Source organism: Cytobacillus massiliigabonensis (genome assembly GCF_900199725.1).
Taxonomy (GTDB): domain Bacteria; phylum Bacillota; class Bacilli; order Bacillales; family Cytobacillaceae; genus Cytobacillus; species Cytobacillus massiliigabonensis.
The window spans coordinates 1,299,836-1,319,395 of sequence record NZ_LT904904.1 but is presented as its reverse complement, the minus strand read 5'-3'; the positions used below and the strand labels follow the sequence as shown (position 1 = coordinate 1,319,395).

The following is a 19,560-nucleotide window of genomic DNA, read 5'->3' as shown; positions in this document are numbered from 1 at the left end:
AAATAACCTTTTTTCCCTGAATAAATGTCTAATTTTCATCTGTTTTGTATATAATAGAAGAATACTAGAAAGAGGGGAATCAAGTTTGAGCGAATCAGCATCTGAAATCATTACACTTGAAAATACAACTGAAACCGTTCCCGTATTCGGCTATGAACTCATCCGGGAACTTCTTTTGCATGAACTATTAGGAGATGATGCACCTGAGATATTATACTGGGCAGGAAAAAGACTTGCACGTAAATATCCAATGGATACTTTTGATGAAATTTCAACGTTTTTTCAAAAAGCTGCTTGGGGCAGCTTAACCATCATCAAAGAGTCAAAAAATGAAATGGAGCTGGAATTATTCAGCCCTTTAATTAAACAGCGCTGCAGCGAAAATAAACATTCTACTTTTCAGCTCGAGGCAGGATTTCTTGCGCAGCAGATTGAAAACCAAAAGGAAGTAATCTGTGAAGCTTTTGAACATCCTAATAAAAAGAAAAAGGGAAAAATTCACTTTACTGTTAAATGGGATAAAAAAGATACTATTCAGCCTTAATCAGTATTTCATACAAAAAGCTTTCAAGCATTCGATTGCTTGAAAGCTTTTTTTCTATGAAATAACTGGCGACCCCGAAAGCTGAAAGGCATTATGCAATACTTCAACTGCAAGAATCATTTCTTCATGATCTACAACTGTTGATACCTTGATTTCAGAGGTACTGACCATTTTAACAGCAATATTATTCTCCGCCAATACTTCAAACATTTCAGCCGCAACCCCTGGATTTGATACCATTCCAGAACCCACAATCGATACTTTGGCAAGCCCAGCCTCAGATTCTATCCGTTCATAATTTAATTTCTTCTTGCTGTTTTCTAATACGCGAATGGTTTCAGCCAAATCTTCATTTTTTATTGAGAAGGATAGGTTGGTTAATTGTTCTGCCAGTGTGCTCTGAATAATAATATCTACATTTATATGGTTTTTGGCTAATTCAGTAAAAATAACAGATAGCCCTGTTAAGGAATTTGGCATACCAATAACAGTTACCCTCGTAATATTGTCTTCAAAAGCTACTCCCCGTACTACTAAGTTTTGTTCCATTGCCGCTTCCTCCTCAATAATCGTACCAGCTTCTTTTTCTGTACTTGACCTGACTTCTAGCTGTATATGATAGTTTTTGGCAAACTCAACTGCTCTTGGATGCAAAACACCTGCACCTAAATGGGCAAGCTCCAGCATTTCATCATAGGATACCGCCAAAAGCTTCCTTGCATCTTTTACATAGCGGGGATCTGTTGTAAAAACACCTGTCACATCCGTATATATCTCGCATTTATCTGCTTTCAGCGCTGCAGCCAAAGCAACCGCTGTCGTGTCCGATCCGCCTCTGCCTAAAGTTGAAATTGCCCCATCCTCTGTTATTCCTTGAAAGCCTGCTACAACAACGATTGTACCCTTAGCTAGTTCTTTTTCTACTCTTTCTGTATTTATATCTATGATTCTTGCATTGCCATGAACAGGCTCTGTCTTAATTCCTGCCTGCCAGCCAGTAAGCGATATAGCAGGATACCCTCTTTCTGTTAATGCCATCGCTAATAATGAAATGGTGATCTGCTCCCCAGTTGTTAAAAGCATGTCCATTTCTCTTCTGCTCGGCTGTGCAGAAATTCCTTTTGCGAGATCAACGAGATGATCAGTAGATTTCCCCATTGCTGATACGACAACGACCACATTGTTTCCTCTTTCTTTTTCCGTAATTACCCTACTTGCTACATCTTGAATTTTCTTCGCATCTCCAACTGAAGTTCCACCAAATTTCTGCACGATTACTCTCACTTTATTCCCTCTCTCTGCCTTTTCATGTGGCTGATTTCTTCTTACTATTATTCACCCACTAATAACTATCTAGGACGAATGAATTTTTGGCATAGAAAAAAGCAATGAGAATCTATCCCATTGCTGTGAGTCACCCGTATAAAAAGACTTACGTGCACACAGTGAGATAGCCCTCCAAGACATTGAATCTTGACAATCTTGCATTTGTTCAATACAAAACCAGCAAAGAAAGCGATGAGACCTTCTTCACTTCGGCAAACATTCCCTTTCAAAGCTTTTCATTGAAGCTCATTCTTCTCCAAGCTTTTACTTATGAAGTTTGCACCTCTACCTTCACTTTAACGTTATAAAGTGATATTAAATTTTCAGTAATTATAGCATATTCATTTTTTTCGAACAATACTATTCCTGTAATTTTTTCATTAACTCCTCAGCTGCATTTACTGGAATGCCAATTTTCGTAAACTCCTCAATTGTCGCTTCCTTCATTTTCTTTACAGATCCAAACGTTTTTAACAGCTGTTTTTTTCGTTTTTCACCAATTCCAGGGATATCATCAAGCATCGATTGAAATGCACTTTTTCCACGGAGCTGTCTATGAAAGGTGATTGCAAAGCGGTGCACTTCATCTTGAATTCTTTGCAGCAAATAAAATTCCTGGCTATTTCGTGCCAATGGAATAATTTCGAGCGGATTTCCGTATAGAAGCTGAGATGTCCGATGCTTTTCATCCTTAATAAGTCCTGAAATAGGAATATCAAGATTCAGTTCGTTTTCAAGTATATCTCTTACTGCTTCTACATGCCCTTTGCCTCCATCAATAATAATTAAATCCGGGAGGGCCAAACCTTCTTTCAACACTCGCGTATAACGCCTGCGAACAACTTCCCTCATAGATTCATAATCATCAGGACCTTGGACAGACTTTATCTTGTATTTTCGATATTCCCTTTTTTCTGGTTTGCCGTCAATAAAAACAATCATTGCGGAAACTGGATCTGTTCCTTGTATATTTGAATTATCAAATGCCTCAATTCGGTGCGGAGTATAAATACCAAGCTGCTGACCTAGGCTTTCTACTGCTTTTATCGTTCTGTCCTCATCACGCTCTATTAAAGAGAACTTTTCTTTTAATGCTATTTTCGCATTTTTATATGCAAGTTTTACCAATTCCTTTTTCGGTCCGCGCTGAGGGGTTAAAACTTTAACCTCCAAAAACTCTGCCGCCATTTCAGCATTTATGGAATCTGGAACCAAAATTTCCCTCGGCTTAAAATGGTTGGCTTTTGAGTAAAATTGACCAAGAAAGGTCAGCATTTCCTCTTCTGGCTCATTATGAATCGGAAACATCGATACATCCCGCTCGATTAATTTCCCCTGTCTGACAAAGAAGACTTGTACACACATCCATCCTTTGTCGACCGCATAGCCAAACACATCCCGGTCAGTCATATCTGTAGAAGTAATCTTTTGCTTTTCCATTGTCGCATCAATATGAGCAATCTTATCTCGAAATTCCTTCGCCCTTTCAAAATCCAGTTCTTCAGCAGCTGCTGTCATCTTCTCTGTTAAATCTTTTTTAATATCCTTATAGCCTCCGTTAAGAAACTTTGTGATCTCATCAACCATCTGTTTATATTCCTGTTCGCTTACTTCGTTCACACATGGTGCGAGACATTGACCTAAATGGTAATATAGACAAACTCGATCTGGCAAGGTTGTACATTTCCTTAAAGGATAAATTCGGTCTAACAGCTTCTTCGTTTCATTTGCTGCTTGTACATTTGGATACGGCCCAAAATATTTCCCTTTATCTTTTTTTACTTTTCTTGTTGTAATTAGACGCGGATGCCTCTCTGCTGTTAGTTTAATAAAAGGATAGCTTTTATCATCCTTTAGCATGACATTGTATTTCGGGTCATATTTTTTAATTAAATTCAATTCAAGAATGAGTGCTTCCATATTAGAAGAGGTTACAATATATTCAAGGTCTTCGATTTCATTTACTAGTCTTAATGTCTTCCCATCATGTGATCCTGTAAAATAAGAGCGGACTCGATTTTTTAATACTTTTGCTTTCCCTACATAAATGATCGTCCCTTGCCGGTCTTTCATTAAATAACAGCCAGGCTGATCAGGCAAAAACATTAATTTATTTTTTAATATTTCATTCATCCGATGTCACCTCCCGAGGTTATTCCTAATTTGATCATACAAAAATCCCCGGCTTAAATAAAGCCGGGGATTTTAATTATTTTTTATTTATACTCTTTTCCCATAGATTGTTGTTTTTGTTAATGAATTTAGCCCGTTGATTTCCGCTACGGGCACTTGCTTTCCGCGGGGAGGAACGGGAGCCTCCTCGACGCTTTGCGTCTGCGAGGTCTCCCGCTCCCTCTCCTCCCGCAGGAGTCAAGTGCCCTCCGCTCCAATCAACTCTGCAAATTTATAAAAACAGCCTTATTTATTTATGCATGTTTGCTAAGAAGTTCAACTAGTGCTTCTTTCGGCTGGAAGCCAACAACCTTATCCACAACTTCTCCGTCTTTAAGAACTAGTAAAGTTGGAATGCTCATTACTCCGAATTTAGCTGCTGTTTCCTGATTTTCATCCACATCAAGCTTAACAATTTTTACTTTATCTCCAATTTCAGCATCAACTTCTTCTAATACTGGAGCGATCATTTTACATGGTCCGCACCATGGAGCCCAGAAATCTACAAGCACTGCGCCTGAACCCGTTTCGTTAGCAAAAGTTTGATCTGTAACATTTGTAATTGCCATATTTAGTTCCTCCTAAAAATTCTACTCAAATTCTAACGACAGTATATCATCGTTTATGTAATGATGCTATCAATTTGCTCAAATTGTAATTTCCCCTTAATCCCACTTTAATATGCAGATGACTTGCGCCAGACTTAACAAGAAAACGAGCGGCACAGGCCGCCCGTATTGTAATTAAGCATTTACTAAAATTTTTCTAAACTCTTCTGTTAGAAGCGGCACTACTTCAAATAAATCGCCAACAATTCCATAATCAGCTACTTTAAAGATATTTGCTTCTGGATCCTTATTAATTGCCACGATTACTTTAGAGTTAGACATTCCTGCAAGATGCTGAATGGCTCCTGAAATACCACATGCAATATAAAGGTCAGGAGTAACTACTTTACCTGTTTGACCAATTTGTAGGGAGTAGTCGCAATAATCCGCATCACAAGCACCACGAGAAGCACCAACGGCACCATTTAACACTTTTGCAAGCTCTTTTAATGGTTCGAACCCTTCCTCGCTCTTCACTCCACGCCCGCCAGCAATAATCACTTTTGCTTCGGATAAATCTACACCCTCACTCGCTTTGCGCACAACCTCTTTAATAATTGTGCGAAGGTCTTTAATTTCAGCAGATAGAGAAGATGCCTCTCCAGTTCTAGATTCGTCCTTTTCTAAAGGGCTAATATTATTTGGACGAATGGTTGCAAAAACTAAACCATCTGTAACGATTTTCTTCTCAAATGCTTTACCAGAGTAAATTGGTCTAGTAAAAACTAAATTACCGCCAGCCACTTCTAAACCAGTTACATCAGAAATTAAACCTGAATTTAGTTTCGCTGCTACTTTAGGAGCAAGATCCTTTCCTAAAGATGTATGACCGAGTATTAGACCTTCTGGGCTTTCAGCATCGATAACTGCCATTAATGCTTGTGAATACCCGTCGGGTGTATACTGCTTTAATTTTTCATCTTCAACTGTAATCACACGATCCGCACCATAGTGGATTAACTCTCCGGATAAAGCGGTTACAGAATCGCCAATTAAAACACCGACAACTTCTCCGCCTTCAGATGCTGTTTTTGCTGCTGCTATTGCTTCAAAAGAAACATTACGCAATGATCCATCACGGACCTCACCTAATACGATTATTTTTCTAGCCATTCGAGTTTTACCCCCTGCGTTCATATTCTTGAATATTCGTTCAGACTACTTTCGCTTCTGTATGAAGAAGATTAACAAGTTCTTTTACTTGATCTGCAAGCTCGCCTTCAAGCACTTTCCCTGCCTCTTTCTTTGGCGGCAAATAAATTTCAATCGTTTTTGTTTTTGCTTCTACATCGTCTTCTTCAAGATCAAGATCATCAAGCTCAAGTTCATCTAACGGCTTTTTCTTCGCTTTCATAATACCTGGCAATGACGGATAACGAGGTTCGTTTAAGCCTTGTTGTGCCGTAACTAAAAGCGGGAGCGTCGTTTCAATAACTTCAGAGTCGCCCTCTACATCGCGTACAACTGTCGCGTTGCTTCCAGATATATCTAGCTTCGTAATAGTCGTTACATAAGGAATGTTCAAAAGCTCTGCTACACGTGGTCCAACTTGTCCAGAACCGCCATCAATTGCAACATTGCCCGCAATAATTAAGTCAGCATCCTTATCCTTTAAATATTCAGAAAGAATTTTCGCAGTCGTAAATTGGTCCCCATAATCTAAATCATCTTCTGTATTAATCAAAACAGCTTTATCTGCTCCCATCGCTAATGCAGTTCGCAGCTGCTTTTCGGTTTCTTCATTCCCTACAGAAACAACAGTAACTTCTCCGCCTTGCGCATCACGCACCTGGATCGCTTCTTCGATTGCATATTCATCATACGGATTAATAATAAACTCCGCACCATCTTCGTTTATTTGCCCACCTGAAATCGTGATTTTTTCCTCTGTATCAAAGGTTCTTTTCATTAAAACATAGATGTTCATGATTTCCCTCCTAATAATAAAAAGTGGAAGCTCTTCGACCGAGGCTGTAAATAGATAGAGACCTCTAGGTTTTAGAAGCTAGTAAGTGACAAATAGAAACATTTCACCACTTCGAAAGATTATGATAATTTATTGCATAAAAAGAGAAATAATTCTCCCTTTACAAACTATTATAATAGATAACTAGTTCTTTGAAAACGAATATTCATGCAATTTCTATTTGCCTGTAAAATTCGGCTCTCTTTTTTCAATAAAAGCAGAGATTCCTTCTTTTCCATCACTGGAAACGAACACTTCCCCAAAAAGCTCAGCTTCTTTTTTAACACCGTCTTGAAACTTATCTGTTTTGGAGTAATTTAATAGTTCGATTGCTGCTTTAATAGAGACGGGGCTTTTCTTGGCAATCTTTTTCGCCATTTTATAAGCATTTTCTAAAAGCTCGCTTTCCGGATAAGCATGATTAGCTAATCCATATTGAACAGCCTCTAGTCCAGTGATCGGCTCACTCGTAAACAGCATTTCAGCAGCTCTTGCGGTACCAACGTAGCGAGGCAGACGCTGAGTTCCTGCAAATCCAGGAATTAATCCTAGCTGCAGCTCTGGCAATCCTAGCTTTGCATTATCCGCAACTAATCTAAAATGGCACCCCATTGCAAGCTCTAAACCTCCGCCAAGAGCTGCCCCATGAATGGCTGCAATGATAGGCTTAGGAAATCTTTCCATTCGTTCAAAAAGGTCTTGCCCATATGTAGATAATTTAGCGAATGCATCGCCCGTTTCAATTGTTGTGAATTCTTTAATATCTGCACCTGCAGAAAAGAACCGTCCCTCGCCATGAATCAAGACTACACGAATTTCGTCATTTGATTCAACTTCGTCTAATACAGAAGATAATTCCTTTAACACTCCAGAAGAAAGAGCGTTTGCTGGCGGCCTGTTAATCGTAATCTCAGCAACCATATCTTGATAAGACCAATTTAAAAATTCCATTTCCATCCCCCTTTTTGACTATGCTAGCTCCTCATGAACCCATTAAGAAGTAACTTGTGGACCGGGTCTGCTAAAGCCGTGATGTCATACTTTTGATCATTCATCACCCATGTCGTAGCTGTCTCATCCATCGTACCAAAAATCATCTGCCTAGCCAACCGTATATCAAGAGTGGAAGAAAACTCGCCGCTTTCTTTTCCATTCATTAAAATTTGTTCGATTAAAGCAAGATACCCTTTTAGCACTTCGTTTATTTTATGGCGGAGATCGATGTTCGATTGTCTAAGCTCCAATTGAGTGACAATTGCCAGATGCCTGTCATCTGAAAGAATTTGAAAATGCGTTTCAACGATCATTCGCAATTTTTCTGCAGCAGATTCTGTTCCTACAATTTTTTCTTCAGCCATTTCTACAAAATTACCCATTTTTTCTTGAAAGAGAGAGATTAATATATCTTCTTTATTCTTGAAATATAAGTAAATGGTTCCATCAGCTACACCAGCCTGTTTAGCAATTTTTGAAACCTGAGCCTGATGATAGCCATTTTCTGCAATAACAATAACTGCCGCATCAATGATTTGGCGATATTTCGGTTTATTTTTTTTCAAACTTTCCCTCCTCCAAGAAATGCGGAAGCGCTTTGAACATCGCCGTTCAAACTGGAAGGACCGGTTCTTTCGATATAGGAGACACAATGAGCGATAGCAAATTGATGTCGACTTATCGTATGGAGGGGACCTGGAGTTTGATCGGCGATAGGCGCTGTAGCTGGACGCCAGCTTGTTATAAAGTTATCCAATCGTTAGATTATGAAATTTCATAAACTAGGAAAAAACAAAAACGATTTCAAGCTATTTCTTTGATGTACAATATAAAGAGCATTTTTAATAATGAATGAATCATCATTCATATTTTTATAATAGTGCCACTATTCATTTCTGTCAAGAAATTACGGGATAAATAATATTATAACCAATTTCATTTAGAATAACTACTGAATCTGATGGGACAAGCACATATATTCAAAAATAAAGAGCCGATAAATCGGTCTCTGAATTAAGCCCGCTTTTCCTGATCAGATTGAATCTTCTTTTTATCTTCATCCACTAATGCTCTTCTCAAAATTTTGCCAACCGCTGTTTTCGGAAGCTCATCACGGAATTCATAAATTCTAGGTGCCTTAAACGCGGCTAAATGCTTTCTAGCAAATTTATTTAGCTCTTCCTCAGTAACAGCCGCTCCATCTTTCAAAACAATATAAGCTTTAACTGTTTCTCCGCGATATGGGTCTGGTACGCCAGCTGCAACAACTTCCTGTACTGCTGGATGTTCATAAAGAACCTCTTCAATTTCGCGCGGATAGATATTATAGCCTCCAGCAATAATCATATCCTTCTTCCGATCAACAACATAGAAATATCCGTTTTCGTCCATATAACCAAGATCACCTGTTAGGAGCCACCCATCCCTTAATGTATCTGCAGTATCCTCAGGACGATTCCAATATCCTTTCATCACCTGCGGGCCTTTAACAGCTATTTCTCCTACTTCACCTGGCTGCAAGGGCTCCCCTGTTTCCATTGAAAAAATGGCAGCATCCGTATCTGGCCATGGCACGCCAATGCTTCCTTTCACACGAGGGCGATCCCATAGGAAGTTTGCATGTGTAACAGGAGAGGATTCAGTTAATCCGTACCCTTCTACTAGTTTTCCCCCAGTTACCTCTTCAAATTTTTGCTGGACTTCAACTGGCAGTGCAGCCGAGCCGCTAATACATGAATCAATTGAAGATAGGTCATACTTTTTCAAATCGGGATGGTTTAATAAGCCAATATAGATGGTTGGTGCACCTGGAAATAGTGTTGGCCGCTGTTTCTGAATCGTTTTTAGTGTCGTCTCTGCATCGAATTTTGGGAGCAATACCATTTTATTGGCATCCATTACGGATAAAATTAAAACAGTAGTCATCCCATAAACATGGAAGAACGGTAATATTCCCAAAACAACTTCTTGACCTGGTTTTGTTTTGTACAACCACGCACGGCACATGGCAGCATTTGAAACAAGATTCCGATGTGTAAGCATAACACCTTTTGGGAAACCTGTTGTTCCGCCAGTATATTGTAATAAAGCTAAATCCTCTTCAAAATCAAAGTCATGCTCCTTCAGCTTTCGGTTTGGCTGTTTTAATATTTCAGATAATAAATGATGATTGCCTTCATGCTTAACGTTCACAACCATTCCATACTGCTTTTTTTGGATAAATGGATAGATCAAGTTCTTTGGAAAAGGGAGGAAATCTTTGATAGCGGTTACAATTACATGCTGCAAATCCGTCTCGGCCATCACTTTTGTTACGCGCGGAAATAATATATCCATTGTGACTATTGCCTTCGCACCTGAATCCTTCATTTGGTATTCAAGCTCGCGTTCCATATAAAGCGGATTTGTTTGAACAACCACTCCTCCAGCCATTAATATTCCGTAATAGCTAATCACTGAGGCTGGCATATTCGGAAGCATAATCGCTACCCGGTCGCCTTTTTCAATTCCAATTCCTTGCAGGTAGCCAGCGAATTTAAATGCAGATTCATAGATTTCATTAAAGGTGAATTCCTTGCCCATAAAGTGAATAGCAATTTTATTCGGATGGTCTTCTGCAGCCTTTTTTAAATAATCCTGGACTGACTGCTTTATATAATTCAAAGTTGAGGGGATTTCATCCGGATAATTTTTAAGCCACGGCTTTTGTTCTAACATATTAGTCCCTCCTTTATACTAAATAAATTTTTCGAACATTCAAACTGTTCGCCCCTATTATAATATAATGAAGATTGCATGACAATTAGAATAAGCCTAAATGCATATATGAAAATTATTCACATATAAAAAAAATCGCCATATGAAAATGACGATTTTCTTATAAATAGTATATCTAAAATTAGGCTTTAAAAAACATATAATAAGCACCTAGAAGAATGAAAATACCACATAATACAAATAATATTTTTGCCAATTTTTCCACGTTAATGATCGCTCCTTAAGAAATTCCAGCCCCAATAATATAGGACAGGCCGATTGAAATAATCATTGAAATTAAGCCAACAGCCTTGTTATTGTTTTCGATTTCCTTGTCTATATTGAATTTTGGCGTTAAAAATTCAAATATAAAATATCCAACAAGCAATAGGAAAAATCCAAAGACTCCCCAGCTGATCATCATTAGCAAATTATCATTATGCATAATGGAATGCCGAAAAACATTAGCGATTCCAAAGATTTTCCCCCCGGTAGCCATAGCAACTGCCACGTTTCCGTTTTTTATTTCTTCCCAATTCTTATACTTTGTGACCAGTTCAAAAATTGCCAGAAAAACAATCATACAGAGGATTACAACACTGAAATACCCTGCCGTTTGCACAAACTCATTTTCCCAAAATTGGTTCATACCCATTCTCCCCGCCCAATTATTTAAATTCTACTACGGTGACACCAGAACCGCCTTCACCTGCTTCACCAAAGCGAATATTCTTAACTGCACGATGATTGCGTAAATATTCCTGAACTCCTTGTCTTAACGCACCTGTTCCTTTTCCATGGATAATGGAAACGCGAGGGTAAGCAGCTAAGAGTGCATCATCAATGTATTTCTCAACACGCATCAAGGCATTTTCATATCGTTCTCCTCTTAAGTCTAACTCAAGACTGACATGAAAATCTCTTCCCTTTACAATCGCCATTGGTTTTGTTTCAACTGGTTTTGGACTCTTAATAAATTCTAAGTCCTTCTCTGCTACTTTCATCTTCAGAATCCCTATTTGCACTTGCCACTCTTTTTCAGAAGTCTTTTCAATGAGATGTCCCTTTTGATCAAAGCTTAATACCTTTACTTCATCCCCTTTAGTAAAGGTATGTTTTTCCTTCCCTTTTACAGGTTTTTTCGTTTTATTTATTTTTGGTGCTGCTTCTTCCAAGCGTTTTTTTGCATCAATTAGTTCATGTTCTTTTATTTCAGCAGCTTTTTCAATGCGCATTTTCCTTAAGTCACTAATAATTTTCTCTGCTTCCGCCTTTGCTTGCTCAATAATTGCAGCAGCTTTTTCGGCAGCTTTTTCATGGAGAGTATCCTTCTGATCATAAAACTCAATCATCTGCTTCTGCAAATCTTTATGAAGCCGTTCGGCATCCTTCAGGAAGTCATTTGCTTCTTCACGCTCTGCCTCGGCAATTCTCTTGCTCTCTTCTAATGAGGCAATCATATTCTCAACCTGGTTGCTGTCTGCGCTTATATAGGAACGCGCAATACGAATGACCTCATCATTTAAACCTAATCGTTTGGAAATTTCAAACGCATTGCTTCGTCCTGGTACGCCAATTAACAGCTTATATGTCGGACTCAACGTCTCAATATCAAATTCTACACTCGCGTTTATGACTCCTTCACGATTATAGCCATATGCCTTCAATTCAGGATAATGGGTTGTTGCTATTACCCTTGCCCCCCGTTTATAGACTTCATCAAGAATGGAGATGGCAAGCGCAGCTCCTTCTTGCGGGTCTGTACCTGCTCCTAATTCGTCAAAAAGAACAAGGCTGTTATCATCGACTTTATTTAGGATATCAACAATATTCACCATATGAGATGAGAAGGTGCTTAGGCTTTGCTCGATGGATTGCTCATCTCCGATATCCGCATATACAGCCCCGAATACAGCTGTTTCAGACCCATCCAGTGCAGGTATCTGCAAGCCCGCTTGTGCCATTAACGTACATAAGCCTACCGTTTTTAATGTGACTGTTTTCCCGCCCGTATTTGGACCTGTAATAACAATGGTCGTAAAGTCTTTCCCTAATGTTACATCATTAGCCACTACCTCATCAGCCGGAATAAGCGGATGACGAGCTTTAAATAAAGAAATTCTGCCTTCGTTATTTACATGAGGCTTTGATCCCTTCATTCGTTTACTATAACGAGCCTTTGCAAACATGAAATCAATTTCCGAAAGGACGTCAACAATGATTTCAAGCTCTGCACTTTCTTCAGACACTTTGCCCGAAAGTTCAATCAAAATTCGTTCAACTTCCTGCTGTTCCTTCACACGTATTTCTTGAAGCTCATTATTTAATTGGACAATCGATTGAGGTTCAATAAATAATGTTTGCCCAGAGGAACTTTGGTCATGAACAATCCCGCCGTAATGTCCCTTATATTCCTGCTTAACCGGAATAACGAAGCGGTCATTTCGAATCGTAATTATTGCGTCAGAGAGCATCTTCTGAGCATTTGAAGAACGAATCATACTTTCCAGCCGCTCACGTACACGTGATTCTTTTGTACGTAATTGATTGCGAAGGGATCGAAGTTCATCACTCGCACTATCAAGCACTTCTCCATTATCATCAATCGCGTTTCTAATTGTTGTTTCTAAATTAGCTAGAATATTGTATCTGCTCACATAGTCTAACAATATTGGAAGGCTGCTTCTTTCATCCACAAATTCTTCAATGAATCTTTTGATTTGTCTGCTTGCATGGATCGTGCTCGCAACTTGAGTCAGTTCTTGCGGGCTAAGCATCCCGCCTATTACAGATCTTTTCACATGCGGACGGATATCAAAGATTCCACCGAGAGGCACATTCCCTTTTATTCGCAGTACTTTAACTGCCTCATCTGTTTCCTCTTGCCATTGTACTATTTCCTCAAAGTCAATGGACGGCATTAAACTTTCCGCTTTTCTTTTCCCTAATGAAGACGATACATGCTCAAGCAGCTGATCCTTTACCTTATGAAATTCGAGTACTTTTAAAATACGTTCCTGCATGAGGATTCTACCTCCTATTCCATTCATTCTTGCCTTTTGGACAAAAATGATAATAATTCTTCTGTATCCATGGCATTAAGAACAGTGTTTTTCTTTATCCACCCTTTTTTGGCTGTGGAAACCCCAATGCTCATATGGTTTAATGTTTCTATTTTATGTGCGTCTGTATTAATAACAATTTTCACTCCAGCATCCTGTGCCTTTTGAATAGACAAAGGTGCGAGGTCTAAACGATTAGGATTTGCATTTAGTTCAAGTACTGTACCTGTTTCTTTTGCCAATTCTATTAGCATATCAATATCCACTTCGTAACCATCTCTAATGCCAATCTTCCGGCCTGTAGGATGGGCGATGATGTCAACATGGGGATTCCTCATGGCATTTTTTAAGCGTTCCATTATTTTTTCCTTTGATTGTGAAAATGCAGAGTGGATGGATGCAATGACAAGATCCATCTCGGCAAGTAATTCATCATCATAATCAAGAGACCCATCAGGCAAAATATCCATTTCAACACCTGATAAAATAGTAATCTCCTCATACTGTTCGTTCAAACGTCTAATTTCTTCCTTTTGCATTCTTAATCTTTCTGGGGTGAGTCCGTTCGCAACCTTTAAATATTGGGAATGGTCCGTAATTGCCATATATTTATAGCCTTTTTGGATACAGGCCTTCACCATTTCCTCAATGGACACAGCCCCATCACTCCAGGTTGAGTGCATATGCAAATCTCCCTTTATATCAGCAAAAGAAATTATACCATATGCCTCAGAATACTCATCAACTTCTTTTCCATCTTCTCTGATCTCAGGAGGAATGAGCGGGAGTCCGAAATGGCGGTAAAATGCTTCTTCTGATGAAAAAGTTAACATCTTACCTGATTCAATATTCTCTACCCCATATTCACTAATTTTTTCACCGCGTTCCTTCGCTAACTGCCTCATGCGCACATTATGCTCTTTTGAGCCTGTAAAATGGTGAAGAGTTGTAATAAATTCATGCGGCTTAACTATACGGAAATCTACAGATATATCATAGCTGTATTCAAAAATAACAGAAACTTTTGTATCACCAGCAGCAATTATTTCTTTTATTTTTGCGAACTTTAATAGCTTGTCCCTCACAACTGAAGGATTTTCTGTTGCAATAATAAAATCTAAGTCCTTTATTGTTTCTCTCAATCTTCGTAAGCTGCCAGCCCGAGAAAACTTTTCAATTTCGTTAATATTCTGCAGCTGTTCTTCAATTGCTTCAGCAATTGGCAGCATATAAGCGATTGGAAGTCTATCCGGTCTTGTTCCTGCATTCCGAAGGGCAGCAAGTATCTTTTCTTCTGACTTCTTTCCGAACCCCGCAAGTGCTTGTACCTGTCCTTTAAGACATGCTTCCTCTAAATCTGCAGCATTCTCAATGCCTAGTTCTTTATTTAACTTTGCAATTTTCTTGCCGCCTAATCCAGGAAGCTGCAGGAGCGGAATCAGCCCCTTTGGAACCGCTTCCTTCAGATCTGTCAAGACAGTAGATTTCCCTTCACTCATATACTCGATAATCACTGCAGATGTGCCCTTTCCAATCCCGGGCAGCTTCGTAAAGTCAATTATTTCATTTAAGCTTTCATCATTAGCTTCAAGTGCGGCAGCAGCTTTTCGGAATGCTGCTGTTTTAAATGTATTTTCTCCTTTTAGCTCCATGTAAACAGCTATAGTTTCCAATAGCCTAATAACATCTTTTTTATCTACCACGTAAAAGCACCTGCCTTATTGACGAATTCTTTTTTAGTATTGTTTTCTCTATCTTATCTTATAAAAAGAAAACTTCTCTATTTCAGAGAAGTTACTCAACCTATATATTCGATCCACATCTCTTTAATTTGCTGTGAAAATATTGGCGTATGTTTAATGATTCCTTTAGCCATAAATGAATCATTTAAATGCGTTTGTATGATTTCTACTGGTACGAGTGCAGCTATGTATAATAGAATAAACATGATAAGATATACTTCTATAAATCCTAAAATGCCTCCTGCCCAAACATTTAACTGTTTTAAAACAGGCAGATTTGATACAAAATCAAGCATACTGCCAATAATTTGGAGAACAATTTTCACAGCAATGAAAATGGCTACATAAGCGATGGCACGATAGTATGCATCTTCAAGATTGGCTTGATCAAATAACATTTGAAAGGCAGATTGATCTCCAAAGCTTGGATAAGGAATCCATAATGTTAGCTTAGGAGCGAGTTTCTCATAATACATATTCGCTACGATAAATGCAAGGATGAACCCTATTAAATGGATAACTTGTAGGATAAAGCCCCTTTTCAAACCGATAAAAAACCCTAAAACTAAAATAATTATGATTGCGAGATCCAGCATGACTTATTCAGTCCTTTACTCTTTTTAATTCATTTTCAAGCAGCTCTATACGATCCTTCGCCTTAATATAATCATTAACTATATTGACAGCTGTTAATACGGCGAGTTTACTGGTGTCGAGAGAGGGATTCTTCGAGCTGATTTCACGCATTTTCTCATCAACCATCGAAGACACGAGGCGAATATGACCGGGGCTTTCAGTACCTATAATGATATACTGCGTTCCATATATATCAACACTTGTACGGTTTTTTTGTACATCTGACAACATTTATGCCCCCATTCTTAAGAATCCTACACAATATCATAACACGAACATAAAAACGTGGGAAGTAGAAGCTTGTCATAACTTAATAGAATCTGTCTTTTATTCATCTATTAATGAAAAAGGAGAAAGCTATGGGAAATACAGTTTTAGTAAAAAAAATGAATGAAATTAATGAAATGAAACGATACTATCAATCCTATCTTATCGATAAACTTCCTCCTGGAAGTGTATTTGCTGCGAAAACACCAACATGTTCCATTACAGCTTATAAATCGGGCAAGGTATTGTTTCAAGGCGGTGGCTGTGAAGTCGAAGCAGCCAAATGGGGGGAATTATCGGCAGCAAACACTGAGAAAAAAAAGAGAAATGCAGGTATTTATTTGCCAGATCAATTTGAAACCCTTTCTGTTATTGGCTCTGATGAAGTAGGTACCGGTGATTTCTTTGGACCAATGACAGTTGTTGCAGCCTATGTAAAAAAAGAACAGATTCCATTATTAAAAGAGCTGGGTGTAAAAGATTCGAAAAACTTAAAGGATGACCAAATTATAAGCATTGCTAAACAAATTAAAAATATCGTTCCATATAGCCTGCTAACCTTACATAATGAAAAATACAATATGCTGCAGAAATCAGGCATGTCTCAAGGAAAAATAAAAGCACTGCTTCATAACCAAGCGATCGGACATGTCCTTGGCAAGATTGCACCCGAACAGCCCGATGCCATTTTAATTGACCAATTTGCAAAAGAAGAGATTTATTATCAATACCTAAAAAATGAAAAAGTCATCCAGAGAAACAATGTTTTTTTCAGTACAAAAGCGGAAAGCGTACATCTTGCGGTTGCTGCCGCATCCATTTTAGCAAGATATGCTTTTGTCAGGCATTTTGAAAATCTCAGCAAGGAAGCCGGTTTTACACTGACAAAAGGGGCAGGGTCAAAAGTGGATGAAGCGGCTGCCAAATTGATACATGAAAAAGGAATTGACGCATTGCCGGCATTTGTTAAACTTCATTTTGCAAATACGGAGAAGGCAATGAGCATATATAGAAAAAAATACAGATAAAAAAGGCAGCCATGACGGCCGCCTTTTTTATCTTCTATCCTCTCAACACAGCACCAGCTTTTTCTTTCACTGCATGTAATACTTTTTCATGCGCTTTTACAACCTCTTCATCTGTTAACGTGCGTTCAGGATCAAAATATTTTAATGAGAAGGCAATTGATTTCTTGCCCTGCTCCATTCGTTCTCCTTCATACAAGTCAAACACATGGACTTCCTTCAGTAAAGCACCGCCCGCTTCCTTAATAATGGCATCTAATTCGCCTGCAGCCTTTTCCTTATCAACTACAAGAGCAATATCACGTGTAATAGATGGGAAGCGCGGGATTGTTACATAATGCAGTGGTGAAACTTCCGCTTCTAAAATCGCCTTAAGCGATAATTCAAACACATACGTTTCTTTTAAATCATACTCTTTTTCCACTGTTGGATGTGTTTGGCCGACAAAACCAACAGATTTTCCTGACAAATAGATTTCTGCCGTTCTTCCAGGATGCAGACCATCCTTTTCAGATTGACGGAATTCTACTTCGCCTGCTAATCCAAGCTTATCAAAAAGCCCTTCAAGGATTCCTTTGACAACAAAGAAGTCAACCGGCTTCTTCTCTCCCTGCCATGGATGAATCTGCCATAAGCCAGTTACCGCACCAGCAAGATGCTCTCTTTCTTCAGGCAACTCATCTGATCCATTCGCTAAAAATACAGCGCCTGTTTCATATACCGCCAGGCTGTCATGCTGACGTGCCGCGTTATATTTTAACACTTCTAGCAGCTGCGGAATGATGCTTAGACGAAGAATACTTCGGTCTTCACTCATTGGCATCGCCAATTTTACAGGCTCACGGTTTTCGAGTGCATATTGTGCTGCTTTCGCTTCGTTTGTTAAAGAGTACGTAACAGCTTGGTAAAGCCCCGCTCCTTCAAGGTAGCGGCGAACTAATCTTCGTTTGTTTTGGTATGGTGAAAGGTGCCCTGGTGTTGCAGAACCGATTGGAAGTGTTGATAACAGATTATCATAGCCATATAATCGTCCAACCTCTTCAATTAAATCCTCTTCAATTGTAATATCCCCGCGTCGTGTTGGCACAGTTACAATGATCGTTCCATTGTCAATCGCTGTTTCAAATTGAAGGCGAGCGAAAATATCCTCTACATTCTTCAGTGTTAACTCCGTTCCTAGTACACGGTTAATTTTCTCTAAAGTAACAGACACAACTGCTGGCTCGACTGTTAGTGAATCCGCTTCAACAGAACCTTTCAGCACTTCACCACCGGCATATTCTGCAAGAAGCTGTGCCGCTCTTTCTGCAGCTGCTCTAACACGATTAGGATCGACACCCTTTTCATAGCGCGCACTTGCTTCACTTCTTAATCCGTGATCCTTTGATGCTTTTCGAACAGGTGCTCCAATGAAATAAGCGGATTCTAATAGAACATTTGTTGTATCAGCCTGAACCTCAGAATTTGCCCCACCCATTACACCAGCAAGGGCAACGGGCTTTTCGCCATTAGTAATAACTAAATGATCCGCAGTTAACTTACGTTTTGTGTCATCAAGAGTAACAATTTCCTCTCCATCCTTCGCTCTGCGCACAAGGATTTCTTTTGAACCAAGACGGTCATAATCAAATGCATGCAGCGGCTGCCCATATTCAAGCAGGATATAGTTTGTAATATCGACAACGTTATTATGTGGACGAATCCCAGCTGCCGTTAGTCTCGCTTGCATCCATAGTGGAGAAGGACCAATTTTTACATTTTTAATCACTTTTGCCACATATAAAGGGTTATCTTCTTTCGCATCGACATTCACTTGAATATAATCTGCTGCTTTTTCTGAAGAAGTCTCAACTTCTGTAACAGGAAGCTTCACTTCTCTTCCTAAAATGGCTGCTACCTCATAAGCAACTCCAAGCATGCTTAAGCAATCTGCACGGTTCGGTGTTAAGCCAAGCTCTAACACTTCGTCATCACGATGCAATTGCTCGATTGCATTTAATCCTACCTCCACATCTTGTGGGAAGTTATAAATGCCTTCTGCAAATTCCTTTGCAACAAGCTTGCTTTCAAAGCCTAATTCTTGCAGGGAACAAATCATTCCGTTTGATTCTTCTCCGCGCAGCTTTGCCTTTTTAATTTTGAAGTTGCCTGGAAGCACTGCTCCAACTGTAGCTACTGCTACTTTTTGCCCTTTATCAACATTGGGAGCCCCGCAAATGATTTGAACTGGTTCTTCTGCACCGATATCAACTAAGCATTTATTTAATTTATCTGCATTTGGATGCTGCTCTCTTTCAAGAACATGACCAACGACAACGCCGCTGATTCCCTCATTCAGCGCCTCTACACCTTCTACTTCAATTCCGCTCTTCGTAATTTTTTCTGCCAGTTCCTCAGGAGTAACGCCGGATAAATCGACGTATTCCTGCAGCCATTTATATGAAACGTACATGTAAATTCCT

At 39.1% G+C, this 19,560-nt stretch carries 16 protein-coding genes and 1 riboswitch; of the genes, 2 read left to right on the top strand and 14 right to left on the bottom strand.

What is annotated here, in order from left to right; genetic code table 11:
• Positions 1–85 precede the first annotated feature (85 nt).
• On the top strand, positions 86–544 hold the full coding sequence (locus C1726_RS17590; RefSeq protein ID WP_102274341.1) for a YslB family protein: 459 nt from the start codon (positions 86–88) through the stop codon (positions 542–544).
• Between the two features lie 54 nt (positions 545–598).
• On the opposite strand, the gene C1726_RS17585 is transcribed toward C1726_RS17590, so the two are convergent.
• The 13 genes from C1726_RS17585 to zapA all read right to left on the bottom strand — a co-directional run bounded on the left by C1726_RS17585 (position 599) and on the right by zapA (position 16,034).
• The gene (locus C1726_RS17585) at positions 599–1,828 is read right to left on the bottom strand and encodes an aspartate kinase (protein WP_102274340.1); all 1,230 of its coding nucleotides are present in this window, start codon (positions 1,826–1,828) and stop codon (positions 599–601) included.
• Positions 1,829–1,987: 159 nt separating this feature from the next.
• A riboswitch (Lysine riboswitch) is annotated at positions 1,988–2,166 on the bottom strand.
• A gap of 64 nt (positions 2,167–2,230) precedes the next feature.
• Positions 2,231–4,003, bottom strand: coding sequence for an excinuclease ABC subunit UvrC (gene uvrC / locus C1726_RS17580; protein ID WP_102274339.1), 1,773 nt, complete (start codon positions 4,001–4,003; stop codon positions 2,231–2,233).
• Positions 4,004–4,296: 293 nt separating this feature from the next.
• The gene (gene trxA, locus C1726_RS17575) at positions 4,297–4,611 is read right to left on the bottom strand and encodes a thioredoxin (RefSeq protein ID WP_102274338.1); all 315 of its coding nucleotides are present in this window, start codon (positions 4,609–4,611) and stop codon (positions 4,297–4,299) included.
• Between the two features lie 174 nt (positions 4,612–4,785).
• Complete coding sequence (locus tag C1726_RS17570) at positions 4,786–5,763, bottom strand: electron transfer flavoprotein subunit alpha/FixB family protein (RefSeq protein WP_102274337.1); 978 nt, start codon at positions 5,761–5,763, stop codon at positions 4,786–4,788.
• 40 nt (positions 5,764–5,803) lie between these two features.
• Entirely contained in the window at positions 5,804–6,577 is a 774-nt protein-coding gene (locus C1726_RS17565) for an electron transfer flavoprotein subunit beta/FixA family protein (RefSeq protein ID WP_102274336.1), read from the bottom strand.
• A gap of 216 nt (positions 6,578–6,793) precedes the next feature.
• The gene (locus C1726_RS17560) at positions 6,794–7,567 is read right to left on the bottom strand and encodes an enoyl-CoA hydratase (protein WP_102274335.1); all 774 of its coding nucleotides are present in this window, start codon (positions 7,565–7,567) and stop codon (positions 6,794–6,796) included.
• Between the two features lie 23 nt (positions 7,568–7,590).
• On the bottom strand, positions 7,591–8,175 hold the full coding sequence (locus tag C1726_RS17555; protein WP_053477230.1) for a TetR/AcrR family transcriptional regulator: 585 nt from the start codon (positions 8,173–8,175) through the stop codon (positions 7,591–7,593).
• Between the two features lie 448 nt (positions 8,176–8,623).
• Complete coding sequence (locus tag C1726_RS17550; protein WP_102274334.1) at positions 8,624–10,327, bottom strand: long-chain-fatty-acid--CoA ligase; 1,704 nt, start codon at positions 10,325–10,327, stop codon at positions 8,624–8,626.
• 280 nt (positions 10,328–10,607) lie between these two features.
• Positions 10,608–11,015, bottom strand: a complete 408-nt coding sequence (locus C1726_RS17545) for a DUF350 domain-containing protein (RefSeq protein WP_102274333.1) — start codon at positions 11,013–11,015, stop codon at positions 10,608–10,610.
• 19 nt (positions 11,016–11,034) lie between these two features.
• Positions 11,035–13,389, bottom strand: a complete 2,355-nt coding sequence (locus tag C1726_RS17540) for an endonuclease MutS2 (protein ID WP_102274332.1) — start codon at positions 13,387–13,389, stop codon at positions 11,035–11,037.
• 23 nt (positions 13,390–13,412) lie between these two features.
• Entirely contained in the window at positions 13,413–15,131 is a 1,719-nt protein-coding gene (gene polX / locus C1726_RS17535) for a DNA polymerase/3'-5' exonuclease PolX (protein WP_102274331.1), read from the bottom strand.
• 95 nt (positions 15,132–15,226) lie between these two features.
• Positions 15,227–15,766 carry a CvpA family protein gene (locus C1726_RS17530; RefSeq protein WP_102274330.1) on the bottom strand — a complete coding sequence of 180 codons (540 nt, stop codon included), beginning with the start codon at positions 15,764–15,766 and terminating at the stop codon, positions 15,227–15,229.
• Positions 15,767–15,773: 7 nt separating this feature from the next.
• Positions 15,774–16,034 (bottom strand): cell division protein ZapA, encoded by a 261-nt coding sequence (zapA, locus tag C1726_RS17525; protein WP_102275845.1) that lies wholly within the window; start codon positions 16,032–16,034, stop codon positions 15,774–15,776.
• 131 nt (positions 16,035–16,165) lie between these two features.
• On the opposite strand from zapA, the gene rnhC reads away from it, so the two are divergent.
• A complete protein-coding gene (gene rnhC, locus C1726_RS17520; RefSeq protein WP_102274329.1) occupies positions 16,166–17,101 on the top strand; it encodes a ribonuclease HIII in 936 nt (311 codons plus the stop codon).
• 34 nt (positions 17,102–17,135) lie between these two features.
• Here the strand turns inward: rnhC and pheT are convergent, their stop codons facing one another.
• A complete protein-coding gene (gene pheT / locus C1726_RS17515; protein WP_102274328.1) occupies positions 17,136–19,550 on the bottom strand; it encodes a phenylalanine--tRNA ligase subunit beta in 2,415 nt (804 codons plus the stop codon).
• Positions 19,551–19,560: the final 10 nt, after the last annotated feature.

Bases quoted from the DNA above. Each gene is read 5' to 3' on its own strand.
- C1726_RS17540 (WP_102274332.1), bottom strand. From the start codon at position 13,389: ATGCAGGAACGTATTTTAAAAGTACTCGAATTTCATAAGGTAAAGGAT.
- pheT (WP_102274328.1), bottom strand. From the start codon at position 19,550: ATGTACGTTTCATATAAATGGCTGCAGGAATACGTCGATTTATCCGGC.
- C1726_RS17560 (WP_102274335.1), bottom strand. From the start codon at position 7,567: ATGGAATTTTTAAATTGGTCTTATCAAGATATGGTTGCTGAGATTACG.
- C1726_RS17565 (WP_102274336.1), bottom strand. From the start codon at position 6,577: ATGAACATCTATGTTTTAATGAAAAGAACCTTTGATACAGAGGAAAAA.
- rnhC (WP_102274329.1), top strand. From the start codon at position 16,166: ATGGGAAATACAGTTTTAGTAAAAAAAATGAATGAAATTAATGAAATG.
- C1726_RS17545 (WP_102274333.1), bottom strand. From the start codon at position 11,015: ATGAACCAATTTTGGGAAAATGAGTTTGTGCAAACGGCAGGGTATTTC.
- uvrC (WP_102274339.1), bottom strand. From the start codon at position 4,003: ATGAATGAAATATTAAAAAATAAATTAATGTTTTTGCCTGATCAGCCT.
- C1726_RS17570 (WP_102274337.1), bottom strand. From the start codon at position 5,763: ATGGCTAGAAAAATAATCGTATTAGGTGAGGTCCGTGATGGATCATTG.
- C1726_RS17530 (WP_102274330.1), bottom strand. From the start codon at position 15,766: ATGCTGGATCTCGCAATCATAATTATTTTAGTTTTAGGGTTTTTTATC.
- trxA (WP_102274338.1), bottom strand. From the start codon at position 4,611: ATGGCAATTACAAATGTTACAGATCAAACTTTTGCTAACGAAACGGGT.
- C1726_RS17550 (WP_102274334.1), bottom strand. From the start codon at position 10,327: ATGTTAGAACAAAAGCCGTGGCTTAAAAATTATCCGGATGAAATCCCC.